The following is a 25,381-nucleotide window of genomic DNA, read 5'->3' as shown; positions in this document are numbered from 1 at the left end:
AGACATTTTACCTTGCGGCATCCCAACTGACAGACGCGTTCTTGCGGGTGTAAAATTCCAGCATAAGGCCTACCATGATCAAAATAAGAGACACTTTTAACGGGTAGCTGATCGAGGTGTAATGTGGATTGTAGTTGATAAAAACGTAACCGCGTGCTTGGTCGATGCTGTGAAACAGCGGGTTACAATTAAAAACTGGCAGTATGAAACCAGGCAGCGAGTTCGCAACGAACATTTTGCCGGACGCAATCATGTTGGCACGGGCATAGATTGACGAAGCAATTGATACGAAACCGGGAAACCATGGCTTGATGGATAAAATGATCATGCCAACCGCCACGCCTGAAAACCACGCAAGCAGCACAGTCCCCATGGCGCCGATGGGATCAACAATCGTGATTGGACCAAAAATCACGTGGTAAAGATAGAGAACAAAGCACATCGAAAGCACTTGGATATAAAGCGATGCAATGGCAGACGATGTAATCGAGACAATCGTGTTCATCGGCGCGTGTTTCATCATTGCGGACGCCGGACCTTCGGCACCGAGCACTGCGCCCATCGCCTTGGTGTGGGTGATGAACAAGAATACTCCCGACATGATATAAAGCAGGAAGTCGCCACGGATCGCTGAGCCTTTCAGACCCAGAATGGAGAACATAAAATAGAACGCGGTCACAAAAAAGATCGTTTGCATCATGTTCATAATCATTCCGACGACCGCATTCCGGTGGTCTTTGCGGATTTCACGAACAATGGAATGATAGATTAATTCTAACATGCTGAACGCTGAACGCGAACGTGTCTTGGAGCGCTGTACTTGGAACATTAATGGCCTGCCAGTTTTCGTCTTATGCGGTTGAATGCCTCATTTGGCATGAAATTCTTGATGATCCTGTATCATGGCACCATAAGGGGTCAAATTTCACGGATCAATGCAAACACCCGTGAACAAGTATTATGTAGGAGATGTGTGATGGATTTCGACAAGTTGACGGAAGTGATTCGGAAACTTTCGCTGGAAGCAGGCGATATCATCATGGATATCTACAACTCTGATGATTTTGACGTGCGTTCAAAAAGTGACGACAGCCCGGTCACGGCGGCCGACGAAGCGGCCGACGCGCATATTTCTGCTGGATTGCGGGCGGCGTTTCCTGATGTAGCGCTTGTGACTGAAGAACAGGCCGAAAGTCACAGCGTGACGGCCAACACGTTTTTGATCGTTGATCCGCTGGATGGCACCAAAGAATTCATCCACCGTCGTGGCGATTTTACCGTGAACATCGCCTATGTTCACGACGGGGTGCCGCTTCGTGGTGTTGTCTACGCACCTGCCAAGGGGCGATTGTTTTATACCAACGCGACCGGCGATTCGGTTGAAGAAGTTGGTGAACTGGACAAGAATACGGTCGGAACAACAGTCCCGATCTCTGTTTCCGCGCCAGACAAAACGGGCTTGATGGTCGTCGCATCTAAATCGCACCGCGATCAGGCGACGGACGATTACATCAACAAATACGCCGTAAATGATATGAAAAGTGCAGGGTCTTCGTTGAAATTCTGTCTGGTCGCGACTGGCGAGGCGGACCTGTACCCACGTGTCGGTCGGACGATGGAGTGGGACACAGCCGCTGGTCACGCGGTCTTGTCCGGTGCGGGCGGTCATGTCGTGCGGTTCGATGACCACACGCCGCTGACGTATGGCAAAGAAGGTTTCGCCAACCCGTTCTTTATCGCCTACGCGCCCGGTATTGATCTGAAGCTTCCGTAATGAAGGTCCTTGTCGTCATTCCCGCCCGCTATGCTTCGACACGTTATCCGGGAAAGCCGTTGGTTGAACTGCGCGGCGCTACGGGTGAAGCTCGAAGCCTGATCCAGCGATCATGGGATGCAGCGCAGGGCGTTACGGGCGTGGACCGTGTCGCTGTCGCGACAGATGATGACCGGATTAAATCCGCGGCAGAAGCGTTTGGTGCTGAAGTCGTGATGACATCGGCAGACTGCCAAAACGGCACCGAGCGTTGCGCGGAAGCTTTGGACAAATTGGGCGGCGGATACGATATCGTTGTGAACCTGCAAGGCGATGCACCGCTGACGCCCGCTTGGTTTATCGAAGACCTTGTGGCTGGCCTGTCCGCGCATCCGGTGGCCGAAGTCGCAACCCCTGTGCTGCGCTGTGATGGTCGCGCGCTGAATGGTCTCCTGAACGATCGCCGTCAGGGACGTGTTGGCGGCACCACGGCGGTGTTCGGAGCCGACCACAACGCGCTGTTCTTCTCAAAAGAAGTCATTCCTTACACGGGTCAAGAATTTGACGATGCGGACGAAACCCCAGTCTTCCATCATGTAGGGGTTTATGCCTACCGCCCGTCCGCACTGGCCGCCTATCCACGCTGGGCGTCGGGTCCGCTGGAACACCTAGAGGGTCTCGAGCAGCTGCGGTTTTTGGAACGCGGCGCGCATATGCTGTGTGTTGAGGTTGAAGCCCGAGGTCGCCAGTTTTGGGAGCTGAATAACCCACAAGACGTCCCTAAAATTGAAGCTATGCTTGCAGAGATGGGCCACTTCTGACTAAAAAGAGCTGAGTTTCCCCGCTTTGCACTAAGCTTGGTCACTTCTTAGGCTCAAGTTTCAAATGCAACACTCAGAGCCCTTTGGGCATAGGATGTTGTGATGGACATACGAAGCAAGCACCTCAGCAGCGAGGACCGTGGCGTGATATTAGCCGAGCATAATAGGGGCAGCAGTCAGCGGTTGATCGGCCAGCTTTTGCATCGCCCGGCGAGCACGATCTGCCGTGAGCTGGCGCGAGGTCGGCAGGAAGACGGCAGCTATTGCCCGCAAGCGGCGCGGCAGGCCTATGATGCCCGGCGTGCGCGCTGCCGCCGCGAGCGCAAGCTTGTGGAGGGGAGCGATCTTTATCGTTTTGTTCATGGCAAGCTCGTACATCTGCACTGGTCGCCTGAGCAGATTGCGCAGAGACTGCGTCTCATGAAGCCTGATGATCCATCCGCCCATGTGAGCCATGAGACCATCTATGCCGCGATTTACGCGCAGCCACGTGGTGGGCTGAAGGCGGCGATGATCGAGGCGTTGCGTCAAGCGAAGCCTAAGCGTGGGCTCAAGCGCAGGACAGCGGCGGGCAGTGCTATGGTCCCGGAATCATTGCGCATTATCAATCGCCCTGAAGAGATCGAAGCGCGACTGGTACCAGGCCATTGGGAGGGCGACCTCATCAAGGGCGCATTCAATCGCTCGTCAGTGGGGACCTTGGTCGAGCGCAAGACACGCTTTGTCATTCTTTGCAAAATGGACGGCAATGGGGCCGAGGCCGCGCTCGACAGCTTCACCCGCCAGATGAGACGACTACCCGCTGCTTTGCGCAAGAGCATGACCTACGACCGCGGCTCCGAAATGGCCTGCCACCCCGAACTCGCCAGACGGTTGAAGATCGATATCTGGTTCTGCGATCCGCATGCGCCTTGGCAGCGTGGCAGCAACGAGAACACCAACGGACTGCTGCGTCAGTACATGCCCAAAGGAACTGACCTGAACGGTGCAAGCCAAACATGGCTGAACGACGTTGCAAACCTGATGAACAACCGTCCGAGAAAAACTCTCGGTTGGAGAACACCCGCTGAAGCCATGGCCGACGAAATCGCGGCCTTCAAATCAACCGTTGCACTTGATGTTTGAATCCAAGCTTTGTTGCCAACATTATTGGTAATATGTTCTTAGTGAGATGGAGGCTCTTCTCCGCTTTGTTGAGTTATTCTAGGATTTCAAATAGAACATAGATTGATTATCTGGGATGGATGATTGTCTAATTTTGAGTTTGAAGTATTCGGTATCCCTGATGCCCCTGGCTCGTTTGCGGATCATTCCTATACTGACATTACCAGCCTCTATCCTGGCGCTTGTCAGCTTGTGTTTCGCGTAGTTGCATATGCCCACACAATGTTTTCTTAGGGATTTTGCGAACTTTTTCAGATAGAGCATGTGTGACTGATCTGCGATCAGGCACCAATTTTCCAGTTGCTCTGACATCCCCTCAAATGATGGGGCGCTCCACAGAGCCTGAAGCTGTTCTTTTAAGACGTAAAGCGTATTCAGGTTGCTATTGCTCTCCAGCAACGTTTGCAGCTTGTTACTTTGTTTTTCATTCAACTTATCCGCATTTTTGAGCAACAGATAATGCGTGCCCTTCATCAACTCTTTACCACTTGGATCGGCCTTCCTGAACTCAAGGCGACGCTGATTATGGATAGCCTTGCTGTAGTTTTTCATGACGTGGAAACGGTCAAATACGATGTCGGCCATCGGCAAGGACTCCCTGACAGCCTTTTGGTAGGCAGGCCCCATATCCATCGACACGGCCTTTATTTTATGGGCTGTATCTGGCCGCAGCTGTTTCAAAAACCTTGAAAAAACTTCGGCAGTTCGACCGGCTTCCACCCAGATCAGATGCCCTCCGACCATATCGTAGACCACCGTCATATAGTCATGACCTTTCGCCCGGGCCACTTCATCGACACCAATGTATTCCAAGCCAGCAAGCTGTGTGGGATCAAGCGCAGGGAGCGTTTCCATCAGGTATGCCTTGTCGATATTCTTTACCGTCTCCCATCGTATACCTAAATGCCTGGAGACAGCCAGAATGGATAAATGACGGCACAATCCACTGATAAGATGGCAAAATCGATGGGTGAAACGGCACCCTTTATCAACAAAAGGACACGCCTCAATGCGGCGCTCACCCTTGCTAATAAAAACCTGCGCTAGCTCAATCTCAATCACACAAGGATACCCAAAAAACGGGATGTCGTTTACTTTCCACAAACGGGATTAAAGCCACCGGCTTCCAGCCGGTCCGCTTCAGCGTAATGTACTATAATCTTCCTTCTCATTTTTAAGACCCCGCGAAGCGGTAAGGGTCTTAAAAATGAGAGGGAAGATTATGATCTATTCCACAGGAAGCCATACCAAATTTTATCACCGATTTCACGTCGTCTGGACAACAAAATACCGATACAAAGTTATGCGCGGTGAAATGCGTGAGCGTATCCGTGAAACCATTATCCAAACATGCCAAGAACTTGGCGTGCATATTGAGACGGGCGTATTGTCGACCGATCACGTCCACATGTTCATATCGGTCCCGCCTCAGATAGCTTTGTCAAAGGTGATGATGCGGATCAAGGGACGCTTGTCTTATAAGATACAGCGCGAGTTTCCCGAACTGCGCAAACGGTACTGGGGCCAGCGGTTTTGGGCTCGCGGATTTTTCTCAACAACCAGCGGCAATGTCACTGACGCTGTCATACTTCAGTATCTTGAATTACATTCAAAAAGGGAACCTACCGGCGCCAGCCGGTAGTCGTTCAGTTGTCGGCGAATATGTTAGTTGATGCTACCCTTCTTGCCGGTTGCAGGGTCTATAGCGCTCCTGCGGGCATCCCGACTGCACTGAACAATAACCTTCGCACCGTCTTCAGCCAGCTCAATTTCATCTACACGTTGCCCCTTCAGGCGTAAAATATGTTGCGAGATGTCGATGGTCATATACCTGCCCTATGTAAAGTTGTCAGAAACCTAACATATCAATAGGTAACTTGATGGTCGGCATCTTTTCTTACTCAACAAAGCGGAGAAGAGCCAAAAAATACTACGCGCAAATCAACGCGCGATAAGGAACTACCGATGACCGATCACAAAGCCATCGCAGCAGGGCTGGACCAGTCTGGCTAAGGGTGGGTCGGCCCATCAATCGGGAAGTGTTTGGGGAAAAACTGCGCCAACGTCAGTAGGCAATCTTCACGGTATTCAACGCGGTCCGCGACATCCGGATACAGCATCAGGCACAGCCAAGACCCGTCCGTTAGGGATTCAATCGTGCGTGCTAAACGGTCTGCTTGTAGATTGTCGTAGTCACCATCAACAATGATCTCTTGGCAAATCTTGATTATCCGTTCGTATCGCTCGTTGTCGTGCTTATTGTGAATTTTCAAATAGTTGGGCCGGTACTTTGCCTGACCCCAGAACGCAAACCAGACAGCCAGTCTTTTTTTGGTGCAGGTCTTCTTGTCAAAATCCGCACAAATGATTGCTGACAACTTCTCCGCCGCCGTTGGCCCGGCCTTGTCGTAATACTGGGTCCACATGTCGTAGTGTTCTTGCGCCAAAAAACCCAAAGTCGCGTCGTAAAGCGCTTCTTTACTGTCAAAGTGGTAGTTGACCACCCCGTGCGAAAGTTCTGCTTTTTCCGTCACATGCCGCAGCGTTGTGTCCGAAAACCCACGCTTAGATATGGAATCCATCGCGGCCATGATGAGCTGTCGTCGGCGAACCTCGCGCGGTGCGGTGCGCTTTCGTGTTGCGGTGTCTTTGATTGTTTTCACCACCCTAGGTGTCCTCTCGTGCGGCCATCTGCTGATCCAGCATATCGGCCCGTTGCTGTCGGAACATCAAAATAGCCGCGATCGAAATGCAGATCGCAACGGCAAGAATTATGATCGTCGCCAGTGCATTGATGTCGGGTCTAAGGCCTGTCCTAATGCGTGAAAAGATCAGGATCGGCAAGGTGTTTGCTCCCGGACCCGTTACAAAACTGGCAATGACCAAATCATCAAGCGAAAGAGTGAAAGCCAGCAGCCAACCCGAGACAAGCGCTGGTGTCAGGCGGGGCAGTGTTATCGCTGTTAGAACCTTGAACGGCTTTGCGCCCAGATCCGCTGCGGCCTCTTCCAACGTTTCCCCCATTCCCGTTAATCGGGCTTGGATCGTCACCGCAACATAGGCCAAGGAAAATGTAATATGTGCGATGGTTATGGTCGTGAATCCACGTTCACCTGGCCATCCAAAGAGCTGGTTGAGCGCGATGAACATCACGAGCAGCGAAAGGCCGGTTATGACTTCGGGCATAACCAATGGCGCGACAAGCATCCCGCCGAACAATGTCCGCCCCTTAAATCGGCCAAAACGAACCATCGCTAGCCCTGCCATGGTCCCAAGAATGGTCGCACAGGTTGCGTTGATGAATGCAATCTTAAGGCTGAGGGCAACTGCGCTCCAGACTTCTTCAGATTCAAAAAGCACCTGATACCAGCGCACGGACCAACCACCCCAGACTGGCACTAGCTTGGAATCGTTGAAGGAATAGATGACCACCATGATCATCGGGATGTAAAAGAACGCCAACCCGAGGATAAGCATGATGGTTAGAAAACGGGAGCGGCGGCTATACATGATCTATGGGTCCTGCGATGCTTTGCCTTGGTAATACTGAAAGATGATGATTGGGATAACGAGCAGAAACAGCAAAACGATGGCGACAGCGGCCGCAACGGGCCAATCACTGTTGCTCGAAAATTCGTTGAACAACACGCGGCCGATCATCTGAACATTTCCACCGCCAAGCAGGTCGGGAATTACGTATTCACCAGTCGCGGGGATGAAGACCAACAAAGAACCCGCAATGATGCCTGGCATGGTTAACGGCAGTGTGACCCTGAAGAATGTATTGGTGGGGCGTGATCCAAGGTCAGCCGCGGCTTCGTTCAGGCTGCCATCAAGCTTTTCCATATTCGCATAGAGAGGCAGGATCATGAACGGCATATAGGTGTAAACAATGCCGACGTAGACCGCAAATTCAGTATAAAGCATCCGGATTGGTTCATCTATAAGTCCTAACCTTAACATAAGGTTATTGATTGTTCCTTGATCCGCTAGCAACCCCATCCAAGCATAGACCCGCAGCAAAAACGAGGTCCAGAACGGCAGAATAATCGCGAAAAGCAGCAGCGGTTTCGCCACCGGACCGGATCGTACAATCGCATAGGCAATCGGATATCCCAACAGCAGGCAAATGATCGTCGACGTCACCGAGATTTTCAATGAATTCACGTAAGTATCAAAATACAGACTGTCGTTGAGTATGTAGGCGAAATTATCAAAGACGAGGCGGATCGTCACAACCCCGCCGTCAAGCCATTCGATCATAGGTGTGAAGGGTGGGCTGGCGATGGCGAGTTCCGCGAGACTGATCTTTGCAACGATGAAGAACGGCGCGAGAAAGAACAGCACCAACCACACAAGCGGGACGGCGATAATGATCAGCCGAAAATTGTTTTGCACCCGTCGCATGAACCTTTGAAAGACCGTTTTGCGTGGCGCTGCGGCTATGGTGGGCTTCTGGGCTTTGGCGTCGGTCATGAGGTCAACAGCATCGCGCTTGATGGCTCCCAACTGATGTTAACCTTGTCTTCCCATGTGATGCGGTGTGTCCGGTTCATGGGGCGCGTCTGGTTCGTTGCGGTGACGTCGACGATCTGGCCGCTGGGCAGTTTGACTTTATAGATGGACGTTTCACCAAGGTATCCGATGTCGTCAACTTTGCCGCTGACTTGGTTCGGGCCGCTGACGGGGTCTTCTGTTTTGACGATGTGGATTTTCTCGGGGCGCACTGCAACCCAGATTTTGCTGCCTACTTTTACCGATTGCCCGTGGTCTACGAAGACCTCTCCGATTTCGCTTTTTACACGGACATGATCGGCGCCGTTTTCGGTGACACGGCCCTCGAATATGTTTGCGGACCCGATGAAGTCCGCCACAAACCTCGAGTTGGGGAATTCATAAATCTCGGTCGGGGTGCCGACTTGTTTGAAACGACCTGCATCCATCACGGCCATTCGTGTCGCCAGCGTCATGGCTTCTTCTTGGTCGTGGGTCACGACGATAAACGTCACACCGACCTGATCTTGAATATTAGCCAATTCGAACTGCGTTTGCTTGCGCAGTTTTTTATCTAATGCGGCCAAGGGTTCGTCCAACAGCAAAAGCTTGGGTTCTTTGACCAGTGCCCGCGCCAAGGCGACCCGTTGGCGTTGCCCGCCTGACAATTGTTTGGGTTTTCGTTTTTTGAAGTTTTCAAGTTCAACCAACTTGAGGATTTCATGCACACGATCGCCAATTTCGCTTTTGGGCATGCGATCCTGTTGTAATCCAAAGGCAATGTTTTTCTCAACGCTCATGTGCGGGAATAATGCGTAGCTTTGGAACATCATATTGGTCGGGCGCTCGTAGGCGGGCACATCGGCCATATCCACACCGTCGATGGTGATTGTGCCTGAATTTAGCGTTTCGAACCCTGCCAGCATCCGAAGCAGCGTGGACTTTCCGCAGCCTGATCCCCCAAGAAGGCAAAAAAGCTCGCCTTCATAGATATCTAAATCGATATTATCGACAGCAGCCCATCCACCATATTTCTTTGTAAGACCCTTGATCTTAACGAGCGGCTGTTGCCCGTCCTGATTGAGCCACGGAGTATCTGAAACGGCGTTTGTTTCGGTCAATTTGGCCCCCATTGCGGTGTTAGATCGTCTCGAGAGAGTGGCAGTAATCTTTGTGACTGCTGCCGCTCAGATCAATGAGTTCGCTTAGTTACCAGCTTTGAAGTTCGTCCAAGTCCGCGTTTGCAAACGCTCTATCCGCGGCGGCAACACTGCTGTGGTGTACATGAGCTCAACTTGCTCGGATGTAGGGAAAGCCGCGGGGCTTGACGTGACATCTTCGTCTACCATTGGTCTGGCCGTCAAATTCGCGGTCGCATACCATGTATAGTTACTATCAGCGGCGCCAACTTCTGGCCGCATCATATAGTTCAGGAACAGATGCGCATCCTCAACGTTAGTCGCGTCCACGGGGATCATCCAGCCGTCAATCCATAACTGGGAAGCGCCGTCGCCTTCAGGCATGAAAAAACCAAGAACGACACCTGTTGCGGCTTCGGCTGCGCCGGACATCGCCAACAGACCATCCGGACCCCATGTCGTCGAAACACAGAATTCACGCTGTGGCATCCGCTGATACGCGTAGTTGTCGAATGTTTTCACGTATGGACGAATCTCGGCAAGCATTTCGCCAACCGCTTCATAGTCGTCGGGGTTGTTGGAGTTGGGATCTAGACCCATGTAGGCCAACGCCATCGGGATAATATCGCCTGGTGAGTCGAGGAAAGACACACCACATGCCGCCAGTTGTTCCATATGAACCGGATCAAAGATCATGTCCAACGAACCAATTGGCGCGTCCGGATATGTTTCCAGTACCAGTTCTTCGTTGTACGTCACGCCATGCGTGCCCCACATATATGGAATAATGTGTTCGTTTCCAGGATCCCAATCAGCGGCAAGCTGCGCCATAAGGGCGGGGTCCATGTGTTGCACATTGTCCAGTTTTGACATGTCCAAAGGTGCAAGAATACCGGCCTGAATGAGCCGCGCCATGCTGCTCCCAGAATGGCTAACAACATCGTATCCACTGCTTCCGGCTAGCAACTTTGCGTCAATGGCTTCGACAGAGTCGTATAGGTCGTAAACGACTTCGATACCGTATTCGGCTTCGAAGTTTGCGATGGTATCTTCGGCGATATATTCGCCCCAGTTCGTAACATTGAGGACGCGGTCCTGTGCTTGGGCAGTGCCTGCAATCACAAGGCCAACTGCCGTTGCAATTGAATATCCCAATATGCTCTTCGTAGCTTTCATGTCTTATTTCCTATCCCGGATTGAGTGTCTCACTTCCAATTGCGCTGGCAGACCTTAACGCGAACCTATGATGTTGCCGACTGGCGTACACCTGTACAAATGCGCCTTATATTCCTGTGGGTTGACGGGCCGCGTTCCCTGTAATAACTATCTGAATGGTCATTCAGAAACATAGGCTGATCGAAACAATTGTGTCAAGCAACACAAAATGTCAAACTAGCTTAGAACGATTTGCGCGCAGTTCTAACTGGGCGTTCAGTCAAAATTCCTTGACGACGTCGCTGTTTTACGGATCACTGGGCCGAAAACGTGTTGACGTCAGATACAGTTACTTTGTTTTTGATTGTGCCCAAGATGTGCATTGATGGTGATAAGACGGGCAGGGTGACGCCCCATATTTAAATTGAAAGTCGGTGGTTGCGATGGACAAAAAAGTAAGAGACGTAAGCGTGCCTGCGGATTGGGACCGTCGTGGTCTTCCGGGGTGGAGCTATCACAGCGCCTCTCTTTTGGAACTTGAAAAGGACGAGATTTTCAAGACCCACTGGCAGATCGCATGCCATATTTCGGACATTCCTGAACTGGGCAGCTACGTCACGTTCGATCTGTGCGAAGAGCGCGCCATTATTATCCGTGACAACGACAATAACGTTCGCGCCTTTCACAATATCTGTCGCCATCGTGGGTCGCGTCTTGTTGCGCAGGGACAGGGCACGTGCCCGAACGCGCTGATCTGCCCGTTTCATGGCTGGGTCTACAATCTTGACGGAACCCTTCGCGGTGCCGCGCGTCCTGAAACATTTCCTGACCTCGACAAAGATGAATTTGGACTGCGCGCGATTGATATGGAGATCTGGAATGGATTTGTCTTCTTGCGTTTCAAGTCCGGCCCGCAGCCGTCAGTCGCGGAGCTATTGGCCCCGATCGAGGAAGAAGCGGGCGCCTATAATATGGCGGACCATGTTCCGACGGACGGCATTTGGACTGAAGAAACGCCGGTGAACTGGAAGTCCGTGCGCGACGTTGATAACGAAGGCTATCACGTTGCAATGGCGCATCCCGGTCTGCAGGACTTGTATGGTTTCACCTATGCGGACGAGCCTTTTGTCGACGGGGTGTCGCGTTCTGACGGGCAGTTCACGCCGACGAAAGGGCGCAGATGGGCGGTTCGCAATTACAAGAAACTGACGAAACCGCAGCCATATTTACCGGAGCATCTGCACAAAACGTGGCTTTATTACGGGATATTTCCAAATGCCGTGATTGCAGTAACGCCTGAGTCCATGTTGTTTTACCAAGAATTTCCGCTTTCGACTGGAAAGACAAAACTGCGCAGCGCGACATATCGCATCCCGAATGAAGATCGCCAGCAACGCCTTGCGCGCTATCTTGCGGCGCGCATTGATCGCGAAACCGTGGCTGAAGACATCCAACTTACGATTTGGTCAAACGAGTCGATGGCATCTAACTCGTTCGAGGGCTTTTATTTGTCCGATCTGGAATACGGCGTGCGCAGCCACCACGACCATTTACGCGCCATCCTGCCGATCTACAATTTGGACGAAGCCCCGAGCGACGAAGATGTATCATCCGTAAATGCGACACTGCGGGACGCGGCGCACAAATGATGGCTGTTTCGGTCTATCAATCTGAGTTGGACCGGCAGAGCGGTTTTCTATTCGCAAATGTCGGTGCTGCCGGTTCAGGTTCAGTGCGCTATGCAGCCGCCATGTATTTTTACAGCTTGGATATGATGCCCGCGCCAATGCTCGAAATCTATCGGATGTGCAGTAAGTTTGACTGCGAAGACCCTATCGACCTTGCCAAATTTGAGGGCGTTGAACTGCCGCCGTTCACCAAGACCCGTCATACGGGGCGACGTGGATAATGGTGCTACCAGCAAATCTAGATGTGATCGTTATCGGGGCTGGTGCCGCAGGCCTGTCGGCGGCCCAATCCTTGCGCCAAGCGGGATTTGAAACGGTTGTTTTAGAAGCAGCAGATTACATCGGTGGTCGATGTGTGACGGACACGACCACGTTTTCTGCGCCGTTTGATCGTGGGGGATCATGGCTTCATTCTGCTCCGATCAATCCCCTTGCGCGGCAGGCGGAACAGACGGAAACACAGCTGCATAAAAAACCTTGGTCATGGGCATGGGTTCACGCGCTTGGCCACACTCTGCCCGAGGATCAGGTTCAGGCATATCAGAATTACCAAGACGAGTTGTGGCTAGCAATCAATGCGGCGGGCGCGCAGGCGGGTGATTTAACAACGCAATCCGCAATGCCCACAGGGCGATGGGCGCAAACGGCAATGCATTCCATATCGCAAATGTTGGCCGGGGACGCTGACGTGACATCAGCCAAAGACAGTTCGAACTATGCTCAGGCAAAGGGTGACTGGATGGTCGAGGGGGGTCTTGGCGCGTTCATAAAACGTCTGCATAAAGATGTGCCTGTTCAGCTCAACTGCCCAGTGACACGCATTGATTATTCGGGCGTCGGGGTCAAAGTGACGACACCGCAGGGCACGCTGCAGGCCGATCATCTAATCCTGACCGTTTCAACTGGTGTGCTTGGTGCAGGGGTAATTGAATTTGTGCCAGCTTTGCCCGCCTCGAAACGTGCGGCGCTTGAACAACTGCCCAATGGATTGCTAAATAAAGTGTGCATAGAATTTGACCCCGAGTGGCGGGGCGCAGTCCAAGGCCAAACGGCCGATTATCATACCAGCAAGGACGAATTTTGCTCACTGCTGTTTGGCCTGTTTGACACCAACCTTGCAGTTGGCTTTGTCGCCGGACGGTTCGCGGATGCTTTGGAACGACAAGGCGCGGGCGCTGCGACGGACTATTGCCTTGCGGGATTGCGCGAAACGTTCGGCAACAGCGTGGAAAAGCATATCCTATGCACAGATGAGACCGCATGGCGCAGCAACCCGAATACCATCGGGTCCTATAGCTATGCGACACTGGGTGGGGCAGGCGCTCGCAAAACCCTAGCTGAACCGCTTGCGGGCCGTGTGTTTTTTGCGGGTGAGGCGACGATGACCCACACCTATTCAACAGTGCACGGTGCCTATCAGAGTGGGAAACGCGCAGCCGATCAGATCCTATCTATCCAAACGCAGTTCGCTGCAAAAGCCAGGAACGCACCTCAACATGATTGTGGATGAAAACATGCCAAACCTTGCCGACATAAAACCAGAAGATCGCCGTGTGTCTAATATACGCAACGGCAAATTCGTGACGTTGATCAGTGACGGGGTTGAAGACGGATCAGTCCTTCAGCTCAATGACGACAAACCGCTCGGCACGGGCTTTCATATTTACCGGATGGCGGCGGGTGAAACGACCGTTGCGCACCAACATGCCAGCGACGAAGAATTCTATATCATTGAAGGCGACATTATAGACCATGACGTCACACGGTACGGGGCGGGCGATCTTGTGTGGTTGCGCAAAGGCACGGAACACACATCGTATTCACCAAATGGATGCCTGATCGTCGTTTATCTGGAAGCCTAAGAGAGCTGATCCACAAATACCTGACCACTCTGACTGAATGACATTGGAGATTAAATTGGACAATACCAGCAACAGGAATTGGGACAATGATCACTTCATGCATCCCTGGGAAGGTATGGATTATCTTGGTCAAAATGATCGTGTCTTTATCGAGGCAAGCAATGGTGTCTATGTCACCGATGAAGCCGGCAAACAGCTGATCGACGGGCCGGCAGGCATGTGGTGCGTTCAGGTTGGGTATGGGCGTCATGAGATCGCTGATGCGATGGCTGATCAGGCGCGCAAATTGGCCTATTTTTCACCGTTCAATAACACCAATTCCGTCGCGACCCGTTTCGCGCGCGAAGTCGCTAAACGCGCACCGGGCGATTTGAACCATGTGTTCTTTACGACTGGGGGATCAACAGCTGTTGATACTGCTTTGCGCTTTGTTCATTTTCGCAACAATCTTTTGGGCAAGCCCGAGAAAAAGAAGATTATTTCAAGGCAAAAAGCATATCACGGGAGTACCTACTTTGCCGCCGCCGTCAGCGGCAAAGAACGGGACCGTCTGTGGCTCGATAAGCCCAACGAGTTGGCGCACTTCCTACCAGATGTGAACCCGCTCGTGCGCAAGCCAGATCAAAGTGTTGCAGACTTCTTGGACGAAAAAGTAGCGGATCTTGAAAACGCGATCCTAACACTTGGTGCCGAAAACGTCGCCGCCTTTATTGCTGAACCAGTGCTCGCGTCAGGGGGGGTTATTGTGCCACCTGTGGGCTATCACAAACGCTGCATTGACGTTTGCCACAAGCACGATGTGCTTTATATTTCTGACGAGGTGGTCACAGCCTTTGGGCGTTTGGGGCATTGGTTTGCATCCAAAGACGTCTTCGACATCCAACCCGACATTATCATCTGTGCCAAGGGTTTAACGTCCGGTTATTCGCCGATGGGGGCCGCAATTTTTTCGGATCGATTGATGGAGGACATCACGGGTGCAGACGGGCAGGGTGCCACGTTTTCGAACGGCTACACGTACTCCGGCCACCCAGTCAGTGCAGCTGCAGGACTAGCAAGCATGCAGATCATAGAACGTGAAGGACTGCTTGAACACGTTCGTGGCGTGGCTCCACTGTTTCAGGAGCGCCTGCGCGGGCTTTCAGACCTGCCTTTGGTTGTCGATGCACGCGGAATGGGCCTAATGGGGTGTGTGCAGTGTTCATATAAAGGCGATAAGAACAGCACGTTGGAAAACGACTACGCGCTCGGTGCATTGATTGATATGGAATGCCAAGAGCTAGGTCTTGTGCTACGTCCAATCATAAACATGTGCGTGATGTCGCCACCGTTGGTTATTTCAGAAGATCAAATCAATCAAATGTTCGATATTTTGGGTCAAGCAATCCGAAAAGTTGACAGCGTCAAGGGTGTCTGACGTCAGCGCTTATGGGCGTTTCTTTGTTTGCCACAATGAAGACACCGCGGCGGTTCGCGGCGCGCCTTTACGGTGTGTTGCTACAAGCCCCACTTGAGTTGCAATGAGTTCTAGTGGCACCCGTCCGAGATAACTGAAGTCAACGTGGTTTTCAGCGAGTGTTCATTCTTGAACCATTGGTAAGCCGTTTTGTACCTGCCATGGTTTAGTGCCGCCCCAAGTGCTCGTTTAAGCCACCTTCCGTTCGAAAGCGACAGGGCTTTTCCAACCCAGTGCTGAGTTGCGGCGATGCGGGTTGTAAAAGCCGTTGATGGGCTTTTTTGCACAAATCCCGCCACTAGGATTCACCACAAAAATCCATCGTTATAGCTGCTCATATCCGCCAGCTACGAAGATGGATTCACAATATGAATCCCGTCAGTCCTTTCGTGCGACAAAGCCAATCAGGTCCAGAACATGCTTGTCCCGAACCGCTAAAATCTCGTGCTCAGCGGTTAAATATCGGGCTTGTTAAGGCAGGGGGCTCACTGCCCCATTGCAGTGGGTTCTGTCGCAAATTTTAGTGGCGTTTGAGTGCGGGCATCGCCCAGACATAATTATGCTGCGAGCGCCGCAAACTGCTGAAACGCGGTGAGACCGTTGGCATGGAGCTGCCCCTTTCGGATCATGTGCGCAGTCTCGATTCCAGCCAAGGTCGCCTCGGCAGAATGGAAGGCCTTGAAGCCTAGCATCGGCCCCGTGATCCTCTTTACGAAGCGATGATCCTGTTCGATGATGTTGTTGAGGTATTTGACCTGCAGGATCTTGATCGTGTTGCCGGAGCCCATGAACTTCAGAATTACATTGACGCTTTCCAGACCCGCCAGATTGGCGCCGCTCTTGTCGATGACAACACGGTCAGGCACGCCGTTCGTGCCAATCGCGCGCTTGAAGAATCGACGGGCTGCTGCCTTGTTGCGACGCTCAGACAGCATGAAATCAAGGGTTTTCCCCGTGTTGTCGACAGCGCGGTAATAGTAGGTCCATTTGCCTTTAACCTTGATGTAGGTTTCATCCATACGCCAAGATTCTGCAGTCGGCTTCTTACGCGACTGCGCTTGTGTCGCCAGCAGCGGCGCAAACTTAACCACCCAACGGTCAAGTGTCCCATGATCAACATCAACGCCGCGTTCCTCCATGATCTCTTCAAGATCACGGTAGGAGACCGGGTAGCGTAGATAGAAAAAGATCGCGAAAAGGATCACGTCCTTCGGGAAGTGCGTACCCTTGAAATCGATCATTGCCCTACATCCCCGACCCGTTATGTTTGCCCAAAAAGCATTGCCCCATTACGAACAGACGGGAAAGCCCAAAAACTTTGCGACAGAACCCTCATCTGGCGGGTGAAGCTGTCGAGCGCGGCCTCGGCCCCATTGCCGTCCATTTTGCAAAGAATGACAAAGCGTGTCTTGCGCTCGACCAAGGTCCCCACTGACGAGCGATTGAATGCGCCCTTGATGAGGTCGCCCTCCCAATGGCCTGGTACCAGTCGCGCTTCGATCTCTTCAGGGTGGTTGATAATGCGCAATGATTCCGGGACCATAGCACTGCCCGCCGCTGTCCTGCGCTTGAGCCCACGCTTAGGCTTCGCTTGACGCAACGCCTCGATCATCGCCGCCTTCAGCCCACCACGTGGCTGCGCGTAAATCGCGGCATAGATGGTCTCATGGCTCACATGGGCGGATGGATCATCAGGCTTCATGAGACGCAGTCTCTGCGCAATCTGCTCAGGCGACCAGTGCAGATGTACGAGCTTGCCATGAACAAAACGATAAAGATCGCTCCCCTCCACAAGCTTGCGCTCGCGGCGGCAGCGCGCACGCCGGGCATCATAGGCCTGCCGCGCCGCTTGCGGGCAATAGCTGCCGTCTTCCTGCCGACCTCGCGCCAGCTCACGGCAGATCGTGCTCGCCGGGCGATGCAAAAGCTGGCCGATCAACCGCTGACTGCTGCCCCTATTATGCTCGGCTAATATCACGCCACGGTCCTCGCTGCTGAGGTGCTTGCTTCGTATGTCCATCACAACATCCTATGCCCAAAGGGCTCTGAGTGTTGCATTTGAAACTTGAGCCTAAGCTTCCACAGTAGGCTTGCCATCAATTAAGGTCATCTGCCGCCAGCCCTTTCGTTTGGTCGGTAACATGAAGGTTTTAGGATAAATGCGGCCATGCGTTAGCCATGGTGTTCCATCAGATTGTGGAAGGTTGGTGTAGATGCGGTAATATTTAATCTGAACCCAATCATCTTCTTTCCCGAATGGAAATAACGTAAAACTGTGAACGTCTAGCTTATTATTTAGATCAGCCATCACAGGTATCAGATGCCTTGATATCCAAGATTTCCATTTAGGATTAGCCATTAACTCTACATTTAGTGGAGCCTTTGATAGTTCAGTAGTGCCAAGGCGTATTTGCACATCAGGCGGAGACCACCGCAGTTCACTGACTTTAAACGGTGACATCTTACGCATTGGGGATTTTGGTGGTGCTACGTAGCGGAGTTGTCGATTTTTAGTTCTTTTGCCAACACCTATAAGCCACCCCATATCCTTCAGTGCCTTCACAGTCTGGGACATTGCATCATAGTTGATGGGCCATTTTCGGATGTCGTAGCTGGATTTGTTGAGGTCCGTGTAGGTCTTCCAATCCTCGTCAACAGTCACAGCCCAGAGTAGACTGGAGAAGGCATTGAATCTGTTGTTTATGGCGTCTTTCCTCGTGGGTGGCTTCTTCCACTTGATCCGGCGAAACATCTTCTGTGCCGCTTCATAGGCAGGGCTACCGACTGGGATGAAGTATGTCGGAACGGCAAATGTACCTTCGGGGTTCTTGATCACTAATTTAGCACTCACCTGAACAACCTCGTCCAATCTTTTCTTTCATCGCTAAATCTCTTTCCGCTATCTAGGTCACTCCAGTTTATCAAAAATAGCCCGCTAGATGTCCTTAATGTTCATTTGCTTGTATGGGGTGCCAAAATGCGCTAAGGGCGCTGTGTGAAGCCCTTTCGGCCCGTGAGGGGCTACTGAGGTCCTGTGCGTGCTATTCTTCGTGAGATAAGCTGGCATATAGTCTGGTGAAGCCACCATAACATTGCTCTGTCCAGATTCCCCCAACATAGAACTCCACCTGTTGTTGTAGTCAGCATACATACGTCTCAGCAAGTTCTCTTTGGCAATCTGGCCTAAAGGTAGCGTCAGAGGAATAATTCCAACAAGGCAATCATACTTGAAAAACCTCCAAACCGCCCAAACACCAGATTCGGTCATAGCTCACTTGGTCCTGAGGTGATGTTTAGCTCACGAAAGTTTCGGCTGGTGCCACCCTACCCTCACGGTTGAAGGCTGATCAATTTGGTACGAATTTTTGGGTTAATTTGGTACGGAACATTTCGATAACCACTCAAAAATACTATATAAATAAGGGTTTTTGAGGTGTAGTGGTGCCCAGAAGAGGCACCAACCTGTTGTTTTTGCTTGTTCTTATCTGTCCATCTCTGGGGTTATCCCCCTATTATCATAGGGTAAAGGGTCCTGACGTGTCTTGCCGTGTCCATCCGCATCCAATAAGCTAAGGTGGATAATTGGGGGGATACAAAATGCGGGCCAAGAACAGACTTACGTCATCCTTCATAAAGACGGCCCCTATCGGCAAGCACTGTGATGGTGGTGGGCTTTGGCTCATCAAGCGCGACGATGGCGGCGCGCAATGGGTGCAGCGTGTGACCGTTCACGGCAGGCGGCGGGAAATGGGCTTGGGCGGCATTCCTTCCCTATCCTTGTCCGAAGCCCGCAAGCTGTCCGAACGCTGGCGCAAGTTGGCTGCGGCTGGCCGTGACCCGATCAAGGAACGCGAAGCCGAAGAACGGGCCGCACGGCGCGAAGATATAACGCTGGAAATCCTGACCGCTGATGCTTTTGAATCCCGCAAGGCCGAATTGAAGGGGGATGGAACAGCAGGCCGCTGGCTTTCGCCTTTGAACATTCACGTTCTGCCCAAGCTTGGCAAAGTGCCGGTGACGGACCTAGACCAGCGCGACATTCGCGACACGCTGGCACCTATCTGGCACACGAAGGCCGACACGGCGCGCAAGGCTATGAACCGGCTTTCAATCGTCTTGAAACACGCGGCGGCGTTGGGCTTGGATGTGGATCTGCAAGCGACCGAAAAGGCAAAGGCGCTTTTGGGCAAGTCGCGGCATGTGGCAAAGAATATTCCGGCGATGGACTGGCGCGACGTGCCAGCCTTCTATGCCAGCCTTGAAGAACCAACCCTGACGCACCTTGCCTTGCGGCTGTTGATACTGACCGGCGTTCGTTCGACCCCGCTGCGCAATATCCGGTTAGACCAGATCGAAGGCGATGTATGGACGGTGCCAGCCGAATCTATGAAAGGTCGAAAAGGTGCAACCAACCCTTTCCGCGTGCCCTTATCGCCTGAGGCACAGCGGATAATTGAACTTGCACGCCCACACGCCCGCAACGGCTTTTTATTCCCGAACACGCGCGGCGGCGTGATTAGCGACATGACCCTTTCGCGAATGATGGAACGGCGCGGGCTGGAAGCGCGCCCGCACGGTTTTCGCACGTCACTACGCACCTGGCTGGCCGAAGCGACTGACGCCCCTCACGAAGTCGCCGAAGGGGTGCTGGCGCATATCGTGGATGGCGGCGTGGTGCGTGCCTACAGGCGCACAGATTATCTCGAACAACGCGCCAAGCTGGCTGACCGATGGGCCGACCATCTGACTGGCGGCGCTGGGCAAGTGTTGCAGTTTGTGGGGGCGGACTGATGGTGAAAAGAAAAAACAGCGGACACCACCCTGCGACAACCGCGACTTCTGCGACACGGGGAGCAAATGAATGGGGTCTTCCCAACTGGACAGACGCAGGTGATTACGGTGACTGGGAAAATTGGAAGTTTTCGCGTTGGCGTTGGGAGTTTAATCGACGCAACTCCAATTATAGATCACAAGCTATGGAATTTTTTGAAATCCTCAAAACGCGCGATGCATTGACCCGTGACCTTCGAGCGAACAAAACACCTGAATCACGCAATCGCTTCAATAAGTTAGCCGACCTTCAAGCCCAGAGCTTTACGGCATTTTGGAGGCAATGGGGTTACATTGAGATTCTTGACCCTTCCACGTCCGATTATCCAGACGAAAGATTAAAAATCCTTCGCTCTGACGGCCTACACATCTTGGATGGCAGCCCATCCAGCGAGGTAGGCCGCTCGTCACTTTCTCCGCTCATTGGACAAACCACAATTACATTCAGCTTAGACAAGCCTCTCGGAGAGCAACTCAAAAGCGCGTCGGTGGAGCTGAAGAGGAAACAAAAGTCATTACACGGAAAGTTGCTGCAAACGCGGCATCACGACGTGAAACGGCTGGAGTACTTACGGACACTCGACGCCCGCGAAGCCATGCCCAAAGCCAACTGGCGGGAATTCACTGAAGCTTTGTTCAACGCTGGGCTGTTGGGACGGCACAAAAGTCCAGAGGGCGGATACTGCGATCCGCCCCCGCAAGCTGGGCGCGACAAATTGAACGCTGCGAACGCCTTGCGATTTAATTTCTGATTTTAGCGCACAATCCCGCCCAGGGCCAATTCGCGCGACGATGCACCATCTTAGTCAGAAAAGGACGGTGCATAATGCAAAACTATCTCACCCTAACCGAACTACGCGAAAAACTAGGCAACCGCTCACGCAGCGCAATTTACGTCGACTTAGCGGCTGGCCGATTGCCCAAACCCATAAAGCTTGGCGGGCGTCTATACTGGCCTGAAGGCGACGTTGAAACCCACCTGCGCAATATGCGCAAGGCAATCGCATGAACAATAACGATGTCGACAAATGTTGTAGAGGCTGATTCGATGGGTGATCTTTACTGTTTTAACGAGGTCATATGCCATGCCAACCCCAAGTTCACCTGAGATCCATCCCATTGAATTTCTTACGCATTTTTCAGATATAAGCGATTCACGTCAAGAGGTTAAAGTGACTTACCCTTTGCCGGAAATACTCCTCTTAACCCTATGCGCTGTTTTGTCAGGTGCCAATGACTGGACGGCCATCTCGATATATGGGACCAAGAAACTGGGCTTTTTGAAGCGTTTTCTACCTTTTGCAGACGGGACACCGTCCCATGACCAACTTGGAAACATCTTTGCGGCCTTGGATGCCGAGGCGTTTCAGGCCTGTTTTATCGACTGGGTGGCCTCCCTTAACAAGACGGTGACTGGAGTGGTCGCGATTGATGGGAAAACCTCTCGCCGCAGCCTGGATAAAGCTGGCGGCAAGGCCGCAATTCACATGATCTCGGCCTGGAGTTCGGAATGGAATCTGACGCTGGCGCAACGGCAGGTGGACGGCAAGTCCAACGAGATAACGGCCATACCAGAACTGTTGGAACTGCTCACCCTGAAGGGGGCTATTGTCACCATCGACGCTATGGGATGCCAACGCGAAATCGCCGCGAAGATCATCTCCAAAGAAGCAGACTACATCCTCGCTTTGAAGGGTAATCAGGGCAGCCTACGCAAGGACACAGAATTATTCATGACGGAACAGGCGGCCGTAGATTATGACGACACAACAGTCACTTACCACGAAACGGTAGAGAAGTCTCATGGCCGTATCGAAACAAGGAGGGTCACAGTGTGCACGGATATTGACTGGCTTAAAGCGGACCACAATTGGCCCGGTTTGAAAAGCATCGTTATGGTCCAGTACCACGCCATCCTGCAGGATAAAACGCGCGCCGAAACCCGCTATTACATTTCATCAATGACATCAGATGCTGAACATCACGCCAAAGCCATCCGTGACCACTGGGGAATAGAAAACGGGCTGCATTGGGTCATGGACATGGTGTTTCGCGACGATGAATGCCGTATCCGAAAAGGCAATGCTCCAGCGAATTTTACGACCATAAAACACGCTGCAAGCAACATGCTGCGCTCCGTAAAGGGGAAGCATAGCCTGCGATCAAAGCGCCACATTGCATCATGGGATGATGATTTCCTCGCCGAAATAATTAACACCTAAATCTCATGCGATTCCCCTGGCAATATGCGCGAACAGGTGGCTTGATATGGTCAGCTCAAACAAAATGACCCGGAACCTGTGGGGGCAGGAACCGGGCCGGGTAGATTGTCATGCGTTAGCGGCGTGTTTCGAAATTATATCACAACGCAAACCAGCGCGCTACAACAGCGATGCGAGTGTGGCACAAATCCACAAACTGCGCCGCCTGCATGGGCTGACTGACACGCAAGCACGGCTTATTGCGGGTCTGGCATGGGGGGCGGTGCAATGACGGCTGCAAAGCACCTGACCCAAACCCTTCGCGGCAAATGGTATGGCCGGTATGGCGCAGCACCCTGCCCAGTTTGCCAAAGCAAAGGCAAAAAGACCCAGAACGCGCTCACTTTGGCCGATGGCACCGGCAGCCAGCTTTTGTTGAATTGTAAGAAGGCCGGTTGCGACTATCGCGACATTGCGACAGCGGCGGGCATCACGCAGGGCACCTACACGCCACCAGATCCGGCAATCTCTGCCCAGCGCGCAGCAGAACAGCGCAAGGTTGACGCAAAGCGCGCAGATCAAGCGTGGCGGCTGTGGAAAGGCACACAGCCTATCGCGGGCACTGTTGCAGAAAGCTATTTGAGGGGGCGGGGTATTACCTGCCCCCTTCCCGACACCCTGCGATTTGACCCGCAATGCTGGCACGCAACCGCCAAAACATTTCCGGCGTTGGTGGCGCTCGTGGAGGGTGGCGCGGGCTTTGCAGTGCATCGCACCTATCTGCGCTGTGATGGCAGCGGTAAGGCCGATGTGACGCCGTCCAAGGCGATGCTGGGCGCGGTGTGCGGCGGCGCTGTACGCCTGTCTAACGGGCCGCAGACGCTTGCCGTGGCAGAAGGCATCGAAACCGCGCTGAGCCTGTCTAGCGGGCTATTGCGTTCCCCTGCGACTGTTTGGGCGGCGCTGTCCACATCGGGGATACGCGGACTGCATTTACCGGACGAACCGGGGCGATTGACCATTGCCCCCGATGGCGATGCAGCAGGCCGCACAGCAGCGCAGGCTTTGGCAGCGCGGGCGCACGGCATCGGGTGGCAGGTATCACTGCTGCCTGCCCCTGACGGGCGCGATTGGAATGACATTTTGAACGGAAAGGACGCGGCATGATGCACGTTCACGCTACAGAAACACCCTTCAACCCCGAAGCACCGCAACCGCTGTTGCGCGAAATTGCGGACGGTGCGGATTATCCCGTGCAGGCGCTTGGACCGCTGGCCGATGTTGTCCAAGCCGTGCAGGGCATGACGCAGGCACCCTTGGCAATTCCCGGAGCATCAGCGCTGGCCGTGGCATCACTGGCCGTGCAAGGTTTTGCCGATGTTGAAACCCTTGGCGGCGCGCGTGCGCTGTCGCTGTATCTGCTGACGATTGCGGGCAGCGGTGAACGCAAATCAAGCTGCGATGCGCCTCTTATGGCCGCCCTGCGAACATTCGAACGTGAAAGAAGCGAAGCCCAGCGCGACGATACGCAATCATGGATTAACGCGCATGCAATCTGGAAAGGAGAACGCGACCGGATCTTAAATGAAGCCAAGCGCGGCAAAGGAGAGAAAAAAACAGCCGCGAGGGCCGATCTGGACGCGCTGGGCGGGGAACCGGCAGCACCCCCGTCCGCAGACCGCACAGTGACCGAACCGACCTTTGAGGGGCTGACACGCCTGTTTGCGATGGGGCAACCGTCCCTTGGCATTTTCAGCGACGAAGGTGGGCAGTTCTTGGGTGGGCACGCCATGAACTCGGAGAACCGGCAAAAGACGCTGGCCGCATTGAATGACCTTTGGATGGGCAATCCAATCCGGCGCACGCGCTCTGGCGACGGGCATTCAACGCTATTCGGGCGGCGGCTGGCCGTGCATCTAATGGTTCAGCCCGGCGTGGCGCGCGCATTTATGTCAGACCCAATGGCGGCGGATACCGGCTTTTTGCCCCGTTTTCTGATCTGTGAGCCACGCAGCACTATCGGCGCACGTTTACACGGAACAATGCGCCGCGACGAAAGCGCGCTCGACCGCTTCGGAACGCGCCTGCGCGACATACTTGAAACGGAAATGCCGATGGATTCAGACACGCGGGAGTTACAGCCGCGCACTTTGGCATTGTCCGATGGGGCGCGCGCCTTGCTCATTCGCTATGCAGACACGGTAGAGGCGGCGCAGGCACCGGGCGGCGACCTGCACCGCTTGCCGGGCTATGCCAGTAAGTCGGCAGAACAGGCGGCGCGCATCGCGGGCGTGCTGACCCTATGGCGCAACCTGCACGCAAACGATGTGACCCCCGTAGATATGGGCAACGGCATCGCCTTGGCGCAATTCCACCTGTCCGAAGCGGTGCGGCTGGCCGATGCAGCGACGGTATCACAGGAAATCGACCGGGCCGAAGCCTTGCGAAAGTGGCTATTGGATGGATGGGGAGAGCCGGAAATCATGGTGCGCGATGTTGTGCGCCTTGGCCCGAACCCATTGCGTGAAAGCCCAAAAGCACGCGCCGCGCTTGCGCTGTTGGAGCGGCACGGCTGGATTGCTCCGCTCGACCCCGGCACGCTTGTTAGGGGGCGTGCGCGGGCGGAAAGCTGGCGTATCGTGAACGGTGGCGCGCATGTGGTTTGATGTGCAGCAGGCATTAAACGAAATCGAAGGGGGCACGCCGCCCCTTTCGGTGGAATCGAAGGCAGCAGTCCCTGTTCAGCGCCCCCGTGTCGCAGTTGTCGCGAGTGTCGCAGCACCCCCTGCCCAGAAACCGAAAACCGCAACAGGACCAA

23 protein-coding genes and 3 pseudogenes are annotated in these 25,381 nt (G+C 53.3%); 15 read left to right on the top strand and 11 right to left on the bottom strand.

The features are described 5' to 3' along the window. Positions 1-7: 7 nt before the first annotated feature. Complete coding sequence (locus OA238_RS24225) at positions 8-829, bottom strand: ABC transporter permease (protein ID WP_015497231.1); 822 nt, start codon at positions 827-829, stop codon at positions 8-10. A 147-nt stretch (positions 830-976) separates the two neighbouring features. Between OA238_RS24225 and cysQ the strand changes: the two genes are divergently transcribed. The 3 genes from cysQ (at position 977) to OA238_RS24210 (ending at position 3,699) form a co-directional block, all read left to right on the top strand. After that, on the top strand, positions 977-1,774 hold the full coding sequence (cysQ, locus tag OA238_RS24220) for a 3'(2'),5'-bisphosphate nucleotidase CysQ (RefSeq protein WP_015497230.1): 798 nt from the start codon (positions 977-979) through the stop codon (positions 1,772-1,774). Then, on the top strand, positions 1,774-2,574 hold the full coding sequence (locus OA238_RS24215) for a 3-deoxy-manno-octulosonate cytidylyltransferase (protein ID WP_015497229.1): 801 nt from the start codon (positions 1,774-1,776) through the stop codon (positions 2,572-2,574). The genes cysQ and OA238_RS24215 overlap by 1 nt, the downstream gene beginning before the upstream one ends. A 102-nt stretch (positions 2,575-2,676) precedes the next feature. Then, positions 2,677-3,699: an IS30 family transposase gene (locus OA238_RS24210; protein WP_015494757.1), complete on the top strand. Its 1,023-nt coding sequence runs from the start codon at positions 2,677-2,679 to the stop codon at positions 3,697-3,699. Positions 3,700-3,777: 78 nt separating this feature from the next. On the opposite strand, the pseudogene OA238_RS24205 reads toward OA238_RS24210, so the two are convergent. Beyond that, a pseudogene (locus OA238_RS24205) lies at positions 3,778-4,836 on the bottom strand (ISL3 family transposase); the annotation flags it as partial. 124 nt (positions 4,837-4,960) lie between these two features. On the opposite strand from OA238_RS24205, the gene tnpA reads away from it, so the two are divergent. Then, entirely contained in the window at positions 4,961-5,380 is a 420-nt protein-coding gene (gene tnpA / locus OA238_RS24200) for an IS200/IS605 family transposase (protein ID WP_015497069.1), read from the top strand. A 26-nt stretch (positions 5,381-5,406) separates the two neighbouring features. Here tnpA and OA238_RS32155 read toward each other — a convergent pair. The 6 genes and pseudogenes from OA238_RS32155 to OA238_RS24175 all read right to left on the bottom strand — a co-directional run. Further along, positions 5,407-5,565, bottom strand: a pseudogene (locus OA238_RS32155) (ISL3 family transposase); the annotation flags it as partial. A 182-nt stretch (positions 5,566-5,747) separates the two neighbouring features. Next, on the bottom strand, positions 5,748-6,401 hold the full coding sequence (locus OA238_RS24195; RefSeq protein ID WP_144055975.1) for a TetR family transcriptional regulator C-terminal domain-containing protein: 654 nt from the start codon (positions 6,399-6,401) through the stop codon (positions 5,748-5,750). A gap of 4 nt (positions 6,402-6,405) precedes the next feature. Further along, positions 6,406-7,248: an ABC transporter permease subunit gene (locus OA238_RS24190; RefSeq protein ID WP_015497226.1), complete on the bottom strand. Its 843-nt coding sequence runs from the start codon at positions 7,246-7,248 to the stop codon at positions 6,406-6,408. Between the two features lie 3 nt (positions 7,249-7,251). Continuing rightward, positions 7,252-8,214, bottom strand: coding sequence for an ABC transporter permease subunit (locus tag OA238_RS24185; protein WP_015497225.1), 963 nt, complete (start codon positions 8,212-8,214; stop codon positions 7,252-7,254). Further along, positions 8,211-9,365 (bottom strand): ABC transporter ATP-binding protein, encoded by a 1,155-nt coding sequence (locus OA238_RS24180; protein WP_015497224.1) that lies wholly within the window; start codon positions 9,363-9,365, stop codon positions 8,211-8,213. Before OA238_RS24180 ends, OA238_RS24185 begins: the two co-directional genes overlap by 4 nt. Positions 9,366-9,437: 72 nt before the next feature. After that, a complete protein-coding gene (locus OA238_RS24175) occupies positions 9,438-10,547 on the bottom strand; it encodes an extracellular solute-binding protein (RefSeq protein ID WP_015497223.1) in 1,110 nt (369 codons plus the stop codon). 422 nt (positions 10,548-10,969) lie between these two features. Between OA238_RS24175 and OA238_RS24170 the strand changes: the two genes are divergently transcribed. From OA238_RS24170 to OA238_RS24150, 5 genes are read left to right on the top strand one after another with little or no spacing between them, the layout of a single operon-like run. Continuing rightward, positions 10,970-12,175, top strand: coding sequence for an aromatic ring-hydroxylating oxygenase subunit alpha (locus tag OA238_RS24170; RefSeq protein ID WP_015497222.1), 1,206 nt, complete (start codon positions 10,970-10,972; stop codon positions 12,173-12,175). Next, positions 12,172-12,435 (top strand): hypothetical protein, encoded by a 264-nt coding sequence (locus OA238_RS24165; protein ID WP_245581387.1) that lies wholly within the window; start codon positions 12,172-12,174, stop codon positions 12,433-12,435. The genes OA238_RS24170 and OA238_RS24165 overlap by 4 nt, the downstream gene beginning before the upstream one ends. After that, complete coding sequence (locus tag OA238_RS24160; RefSeq protein ID WP_015497221.1) at positions 12,435-13,724, top strand: flavin monoamine oxidase family protein; 1,290 nt, start codon at positions 12,435-12,437, stop codon at positions 13,722-13,724. Before OA238_RS24165 ends, OA238_RS24160 begins: the two co-directional genes overlap by 1 nt. 4 nt (positions 13,725-13,728) lie before the next feature. Continuing rightward, positions 13,729-14,076: a cupin domain-containing protein gene (locus tag OA238_RS24155; protein WP_044038739.1), complete on the top strand. Its 348-nt coding sequence runs from the start codon at positions 13,729-13,731 to the stop codon at positions 14,074-14,076. Between the two features lie 37 nt (positions 14,077-14,113). Continuing rightward, on the top strand, positions 14,114-15,493 hold the full coding sequence (locus OA238_RS24150) for an aminotransferase (protein WP_051076581.1): 1,380 nt from the start codon (positions 14,114-14,116) through the stop codon (positions 15,491-15,493). Between the two features lie 596 nt (positions 15,494-16,089). Here the strand turns inward: OA238_RS24150 and OA238_RS24145 are convergent. The 3 genes and pseudogenes from OA238_RS24145 to OA238_RS24135 form a co-directional block, all read right to left on the bottom strand. Beyond that, on the bottom strand, positions 16,090-16,773 hold the full coding sequence (locus OA238_RS24145; protein ID WP_015497218.1) for an IS6 family transposase: 684 nt from the start codon (positions 16,771-16,773) through the stop codon (positions 16,090-16,092). Between the two features lie 83 nt (positions 16,774-16,856). Next, positions 16,857-17,552 (bottom strand): annotated as a pseudogene (locus OA238_RS24140) (IS30 family transposase); the annotation flags it as partial. A gap of 51 nt (positions 17,553-17,603) precedes the next feature. Beyond that, the gene (locus OA238_RS24135) at positions 17,604-18,401 is read right to left on the bottom strand and encodes a hypothetical protein (RefSeq protein ID WP_051076580.1); all 798 of its coding nucleotides are present in this window, start codon (positions 18,399-18,401) and stop codon (positions 17,604-17,606) included. 728 nt (positions 18,402-19,129) lie between these two features. Between OA238_RS24135 and OA238_RS24125 the strand changes: the two genes are divergently transcribed. The 6 genes from OA238_RS24125 (at position 19,130) to OA238_RS24095 (ending at position 25,229) form a co-directional block, all read left to right on the top strand. After that, on the top strand, positions 19,130-20,323 hold the full coding sequence (locus OA238_RS24125) for a tyrosine-type recombinase/integrase (protein ID WP_044037530.1): 1,194 nt from the start codon (positions 19,130-19,132) through the stop codon (positions 20,321-20,323). After that, the gene (locus tag OA238_RS24120) at positions 20,323-21,114 is read left to right on the top strand and encodes a hypothetical protein (protein ID WP_015497217.1); all 792 of its coding nucleotides are present in this window, start codon (positions 20,323-20,325) and stop codon (positions 21,112-21,114) included. The genes OA238_RS24125 and OA238_RS24120 overlap by 1 nt, the downstream gene beginning before the upstream one ends. A 74-nt stretch (positions 21,115-21,188) precedes the next feature. Beyond that, a complete protein-coding gene (locus OA238_RS24115; RefSeq protein WP_044037526.1) occupies positions 21,189-21,371 on the top strand; it encodes a helix-turn-helix transcriptional regulator in 183 nt (60 codons plus the stop codon). Between the two features lie 43 nt (positions 21,372-21,414). After that, complete coding sequence (locus OA238_RS24110; RefSeq protein WP_083906669.1) at positions 21,415-22,584, top strand: ISAs1-like element ISOan1 family transposase; 1,170 nt, start codon at positions 21,415-21,417, stop codon at positions 22,582-22,584. Between the two features lie 267 nt (positions 22,585-22,851). Then, positions 22,852-23,730: a DUF7146 domain-containing protein gene (locus OA238_RS24100; RefSeq protein WP_044037522.1), complete on the top strand. Its 879-nt coding sequence runs from the start codon at positions 22,852-22,854 to the stop codon at positions 23,728-23,730. Then, entirely contained in the window at positions 23,727-25,229 is a 1,503-nt protein-coding gene (locus OA238_RS24095) for a YfjI family protein (RefSeq protein WP_015497215.1), read from the top strand. The genes OA238_RS24100 and OA238_RS24095 overlap by 4 nt, the downstream gene beginning before the upstream one ends. Positions 25,230-25,381 lie beyond the last annotated feature (152 nt).

Origin of the sequence: Octadecabacter arcticus 238 (assembly GCF_000155735.2) — a bacterium.
GTDB classification, from domain to species: domain Bacteria; phylum Pseudomonadota; class Alphaproteobacteria; order Rhodobacterales; family Rhodobacteraceae; genus Octadecabacter; species Octadecabacter arcticus.
The sequence above is the reverse complement of the archived record's forward strand: the minus strand, read 5'-3'. Positions and strand labels throughout refer to the sequence as shown.

Coding starts and splice junctions, on each gene's coding strand:
- cysQ (WP_015497230.1), top strand. CDS start 977: ATGGATTTCGACAAGTTGACGGAAGTGATTCGGAAACTTTCGCTGGAA.
- tnpA (WP_015497069.1), top strand. CDS start 4,961: ATGATCTATTCCACAGGAAGCCATACCAAATTTTATCACCGATTTCAC.
- OA238_RS24095 (WP_015497215.1), top strand. CDS start 23,727: ATGATGCACGTTCACGCTACAGAAACACCCTTCAACCCCGAAGCACCG.
- OA238_RS24175 (WP_015497223.1), bottom strand. CDS start 10,547: ATGAAAGCTACGAAGAGCATATTGGGATATTCAATTGCAACGGCAGTT.
- OA238_RS24145 (WP_015497218.1), bottom strand. CDS start 16,773: ATGATCGATTTCAAGGGTACGCACTTCCCGAAGGACGTGATCCTTTTC.
- OA238_RS24225 (WP_015497231.1), bottom strand. CDS start 829: ATGTTCCAAGTACAGCGCTCCAAGACACGTTCGCGTTCAGCGTTCAGC.
- OA238_RS24180 (WP_015497224.1), bottom strand. CDS start 9,365: ATGGGGGCCAAATTGACCGAAACAAACGCCGTTTCAGATACTCCGTGG.
- OA238_RS24165 (WP_245581387.1), top strand. CDS start 12,172: ATGATGGCTGTTTCGGTCTATCAATCTGAGTTGGACCGGCAGAGCGGT.
- OA238_RS24155 (WP_044038739.1), top strand. CDS start 13,729: ATGCCAAACCTTGCCGACATAAAACCAGAAGATCGCCGTGTGTCTAAT.
- OA238_RS24150 (WP_051076581.1), top strand. CDS start 14,114: ATGACATTGGAGATTAAATTGGACAATACCAGCAACAGGAATTGGGAC.
- OA238_RS24215 (WP_015497229.1), top strand. CDS start 1,774: ATGAAGGTCCTTGTCGTCATTCCCGCCCGCTATGCTTCGACACGTTAT.
- OA238_RS24120 (WP_015497217.1), top strand. CDS start 20,323: ATGGTGAAAAGAAAAAACAGCGGACACCACCCTGCGACAACCGCGACT.
- OA238_RS24185 (WP_015497225.1), bottom strand. CDS start 8,214: ATGACCGACGCCAAAGCCCAGAAGCCCACCATAGCCGCAGCGCCACGC.
- OA238_RS24170 (WP_015497222.1), top strand. CDS start 10,970: ATGGACAAAAAAGTAAGAGACGTAAGCGTGCCTGCGGATTGGGACCGT.
- OA238_RS24115 (WP_044037526.1), top strand. CDS start 21,189: ATGCAAAACTATCTCACCCTAACCGAACTACGCGAAAAACTAGGCAAC.
- OA238_RS24125 (WP_044037530.1), top strand. CDS start 19,130: ATGCGGGCCAAGAACAGACTTACGTCATCCTTCATAAAGACGGCCCCT.
- OA238_RS24160 (WP_015497221.1), top strand. CDS start 12,435: ATGGTGCTACCAGCAAATCTAGATGTGATCGTTATCGGGGCTGGTGCC.
- OA238_RS24100 (WP_044037522.1), top strand. CDS start 22,852: ATGACGGCTGCAAAGCACCTGACCCAAACCCTTCGCGGCAAATGGTAT.
- OA238_RS24190 (WP_015497226.1), bottom strand. CDS start 7,248: ATGTATAGCCGCCGCTCCCGTTTTCTAACCATCATGCTTATCCTCGGG.
- OA238_RS24210 (WP_015494757.1), top strand. CDS start 2,677: ATGGACATACGAAGCAAGCACCTCAGCAGCGAGGACCGTGGCGTGATA.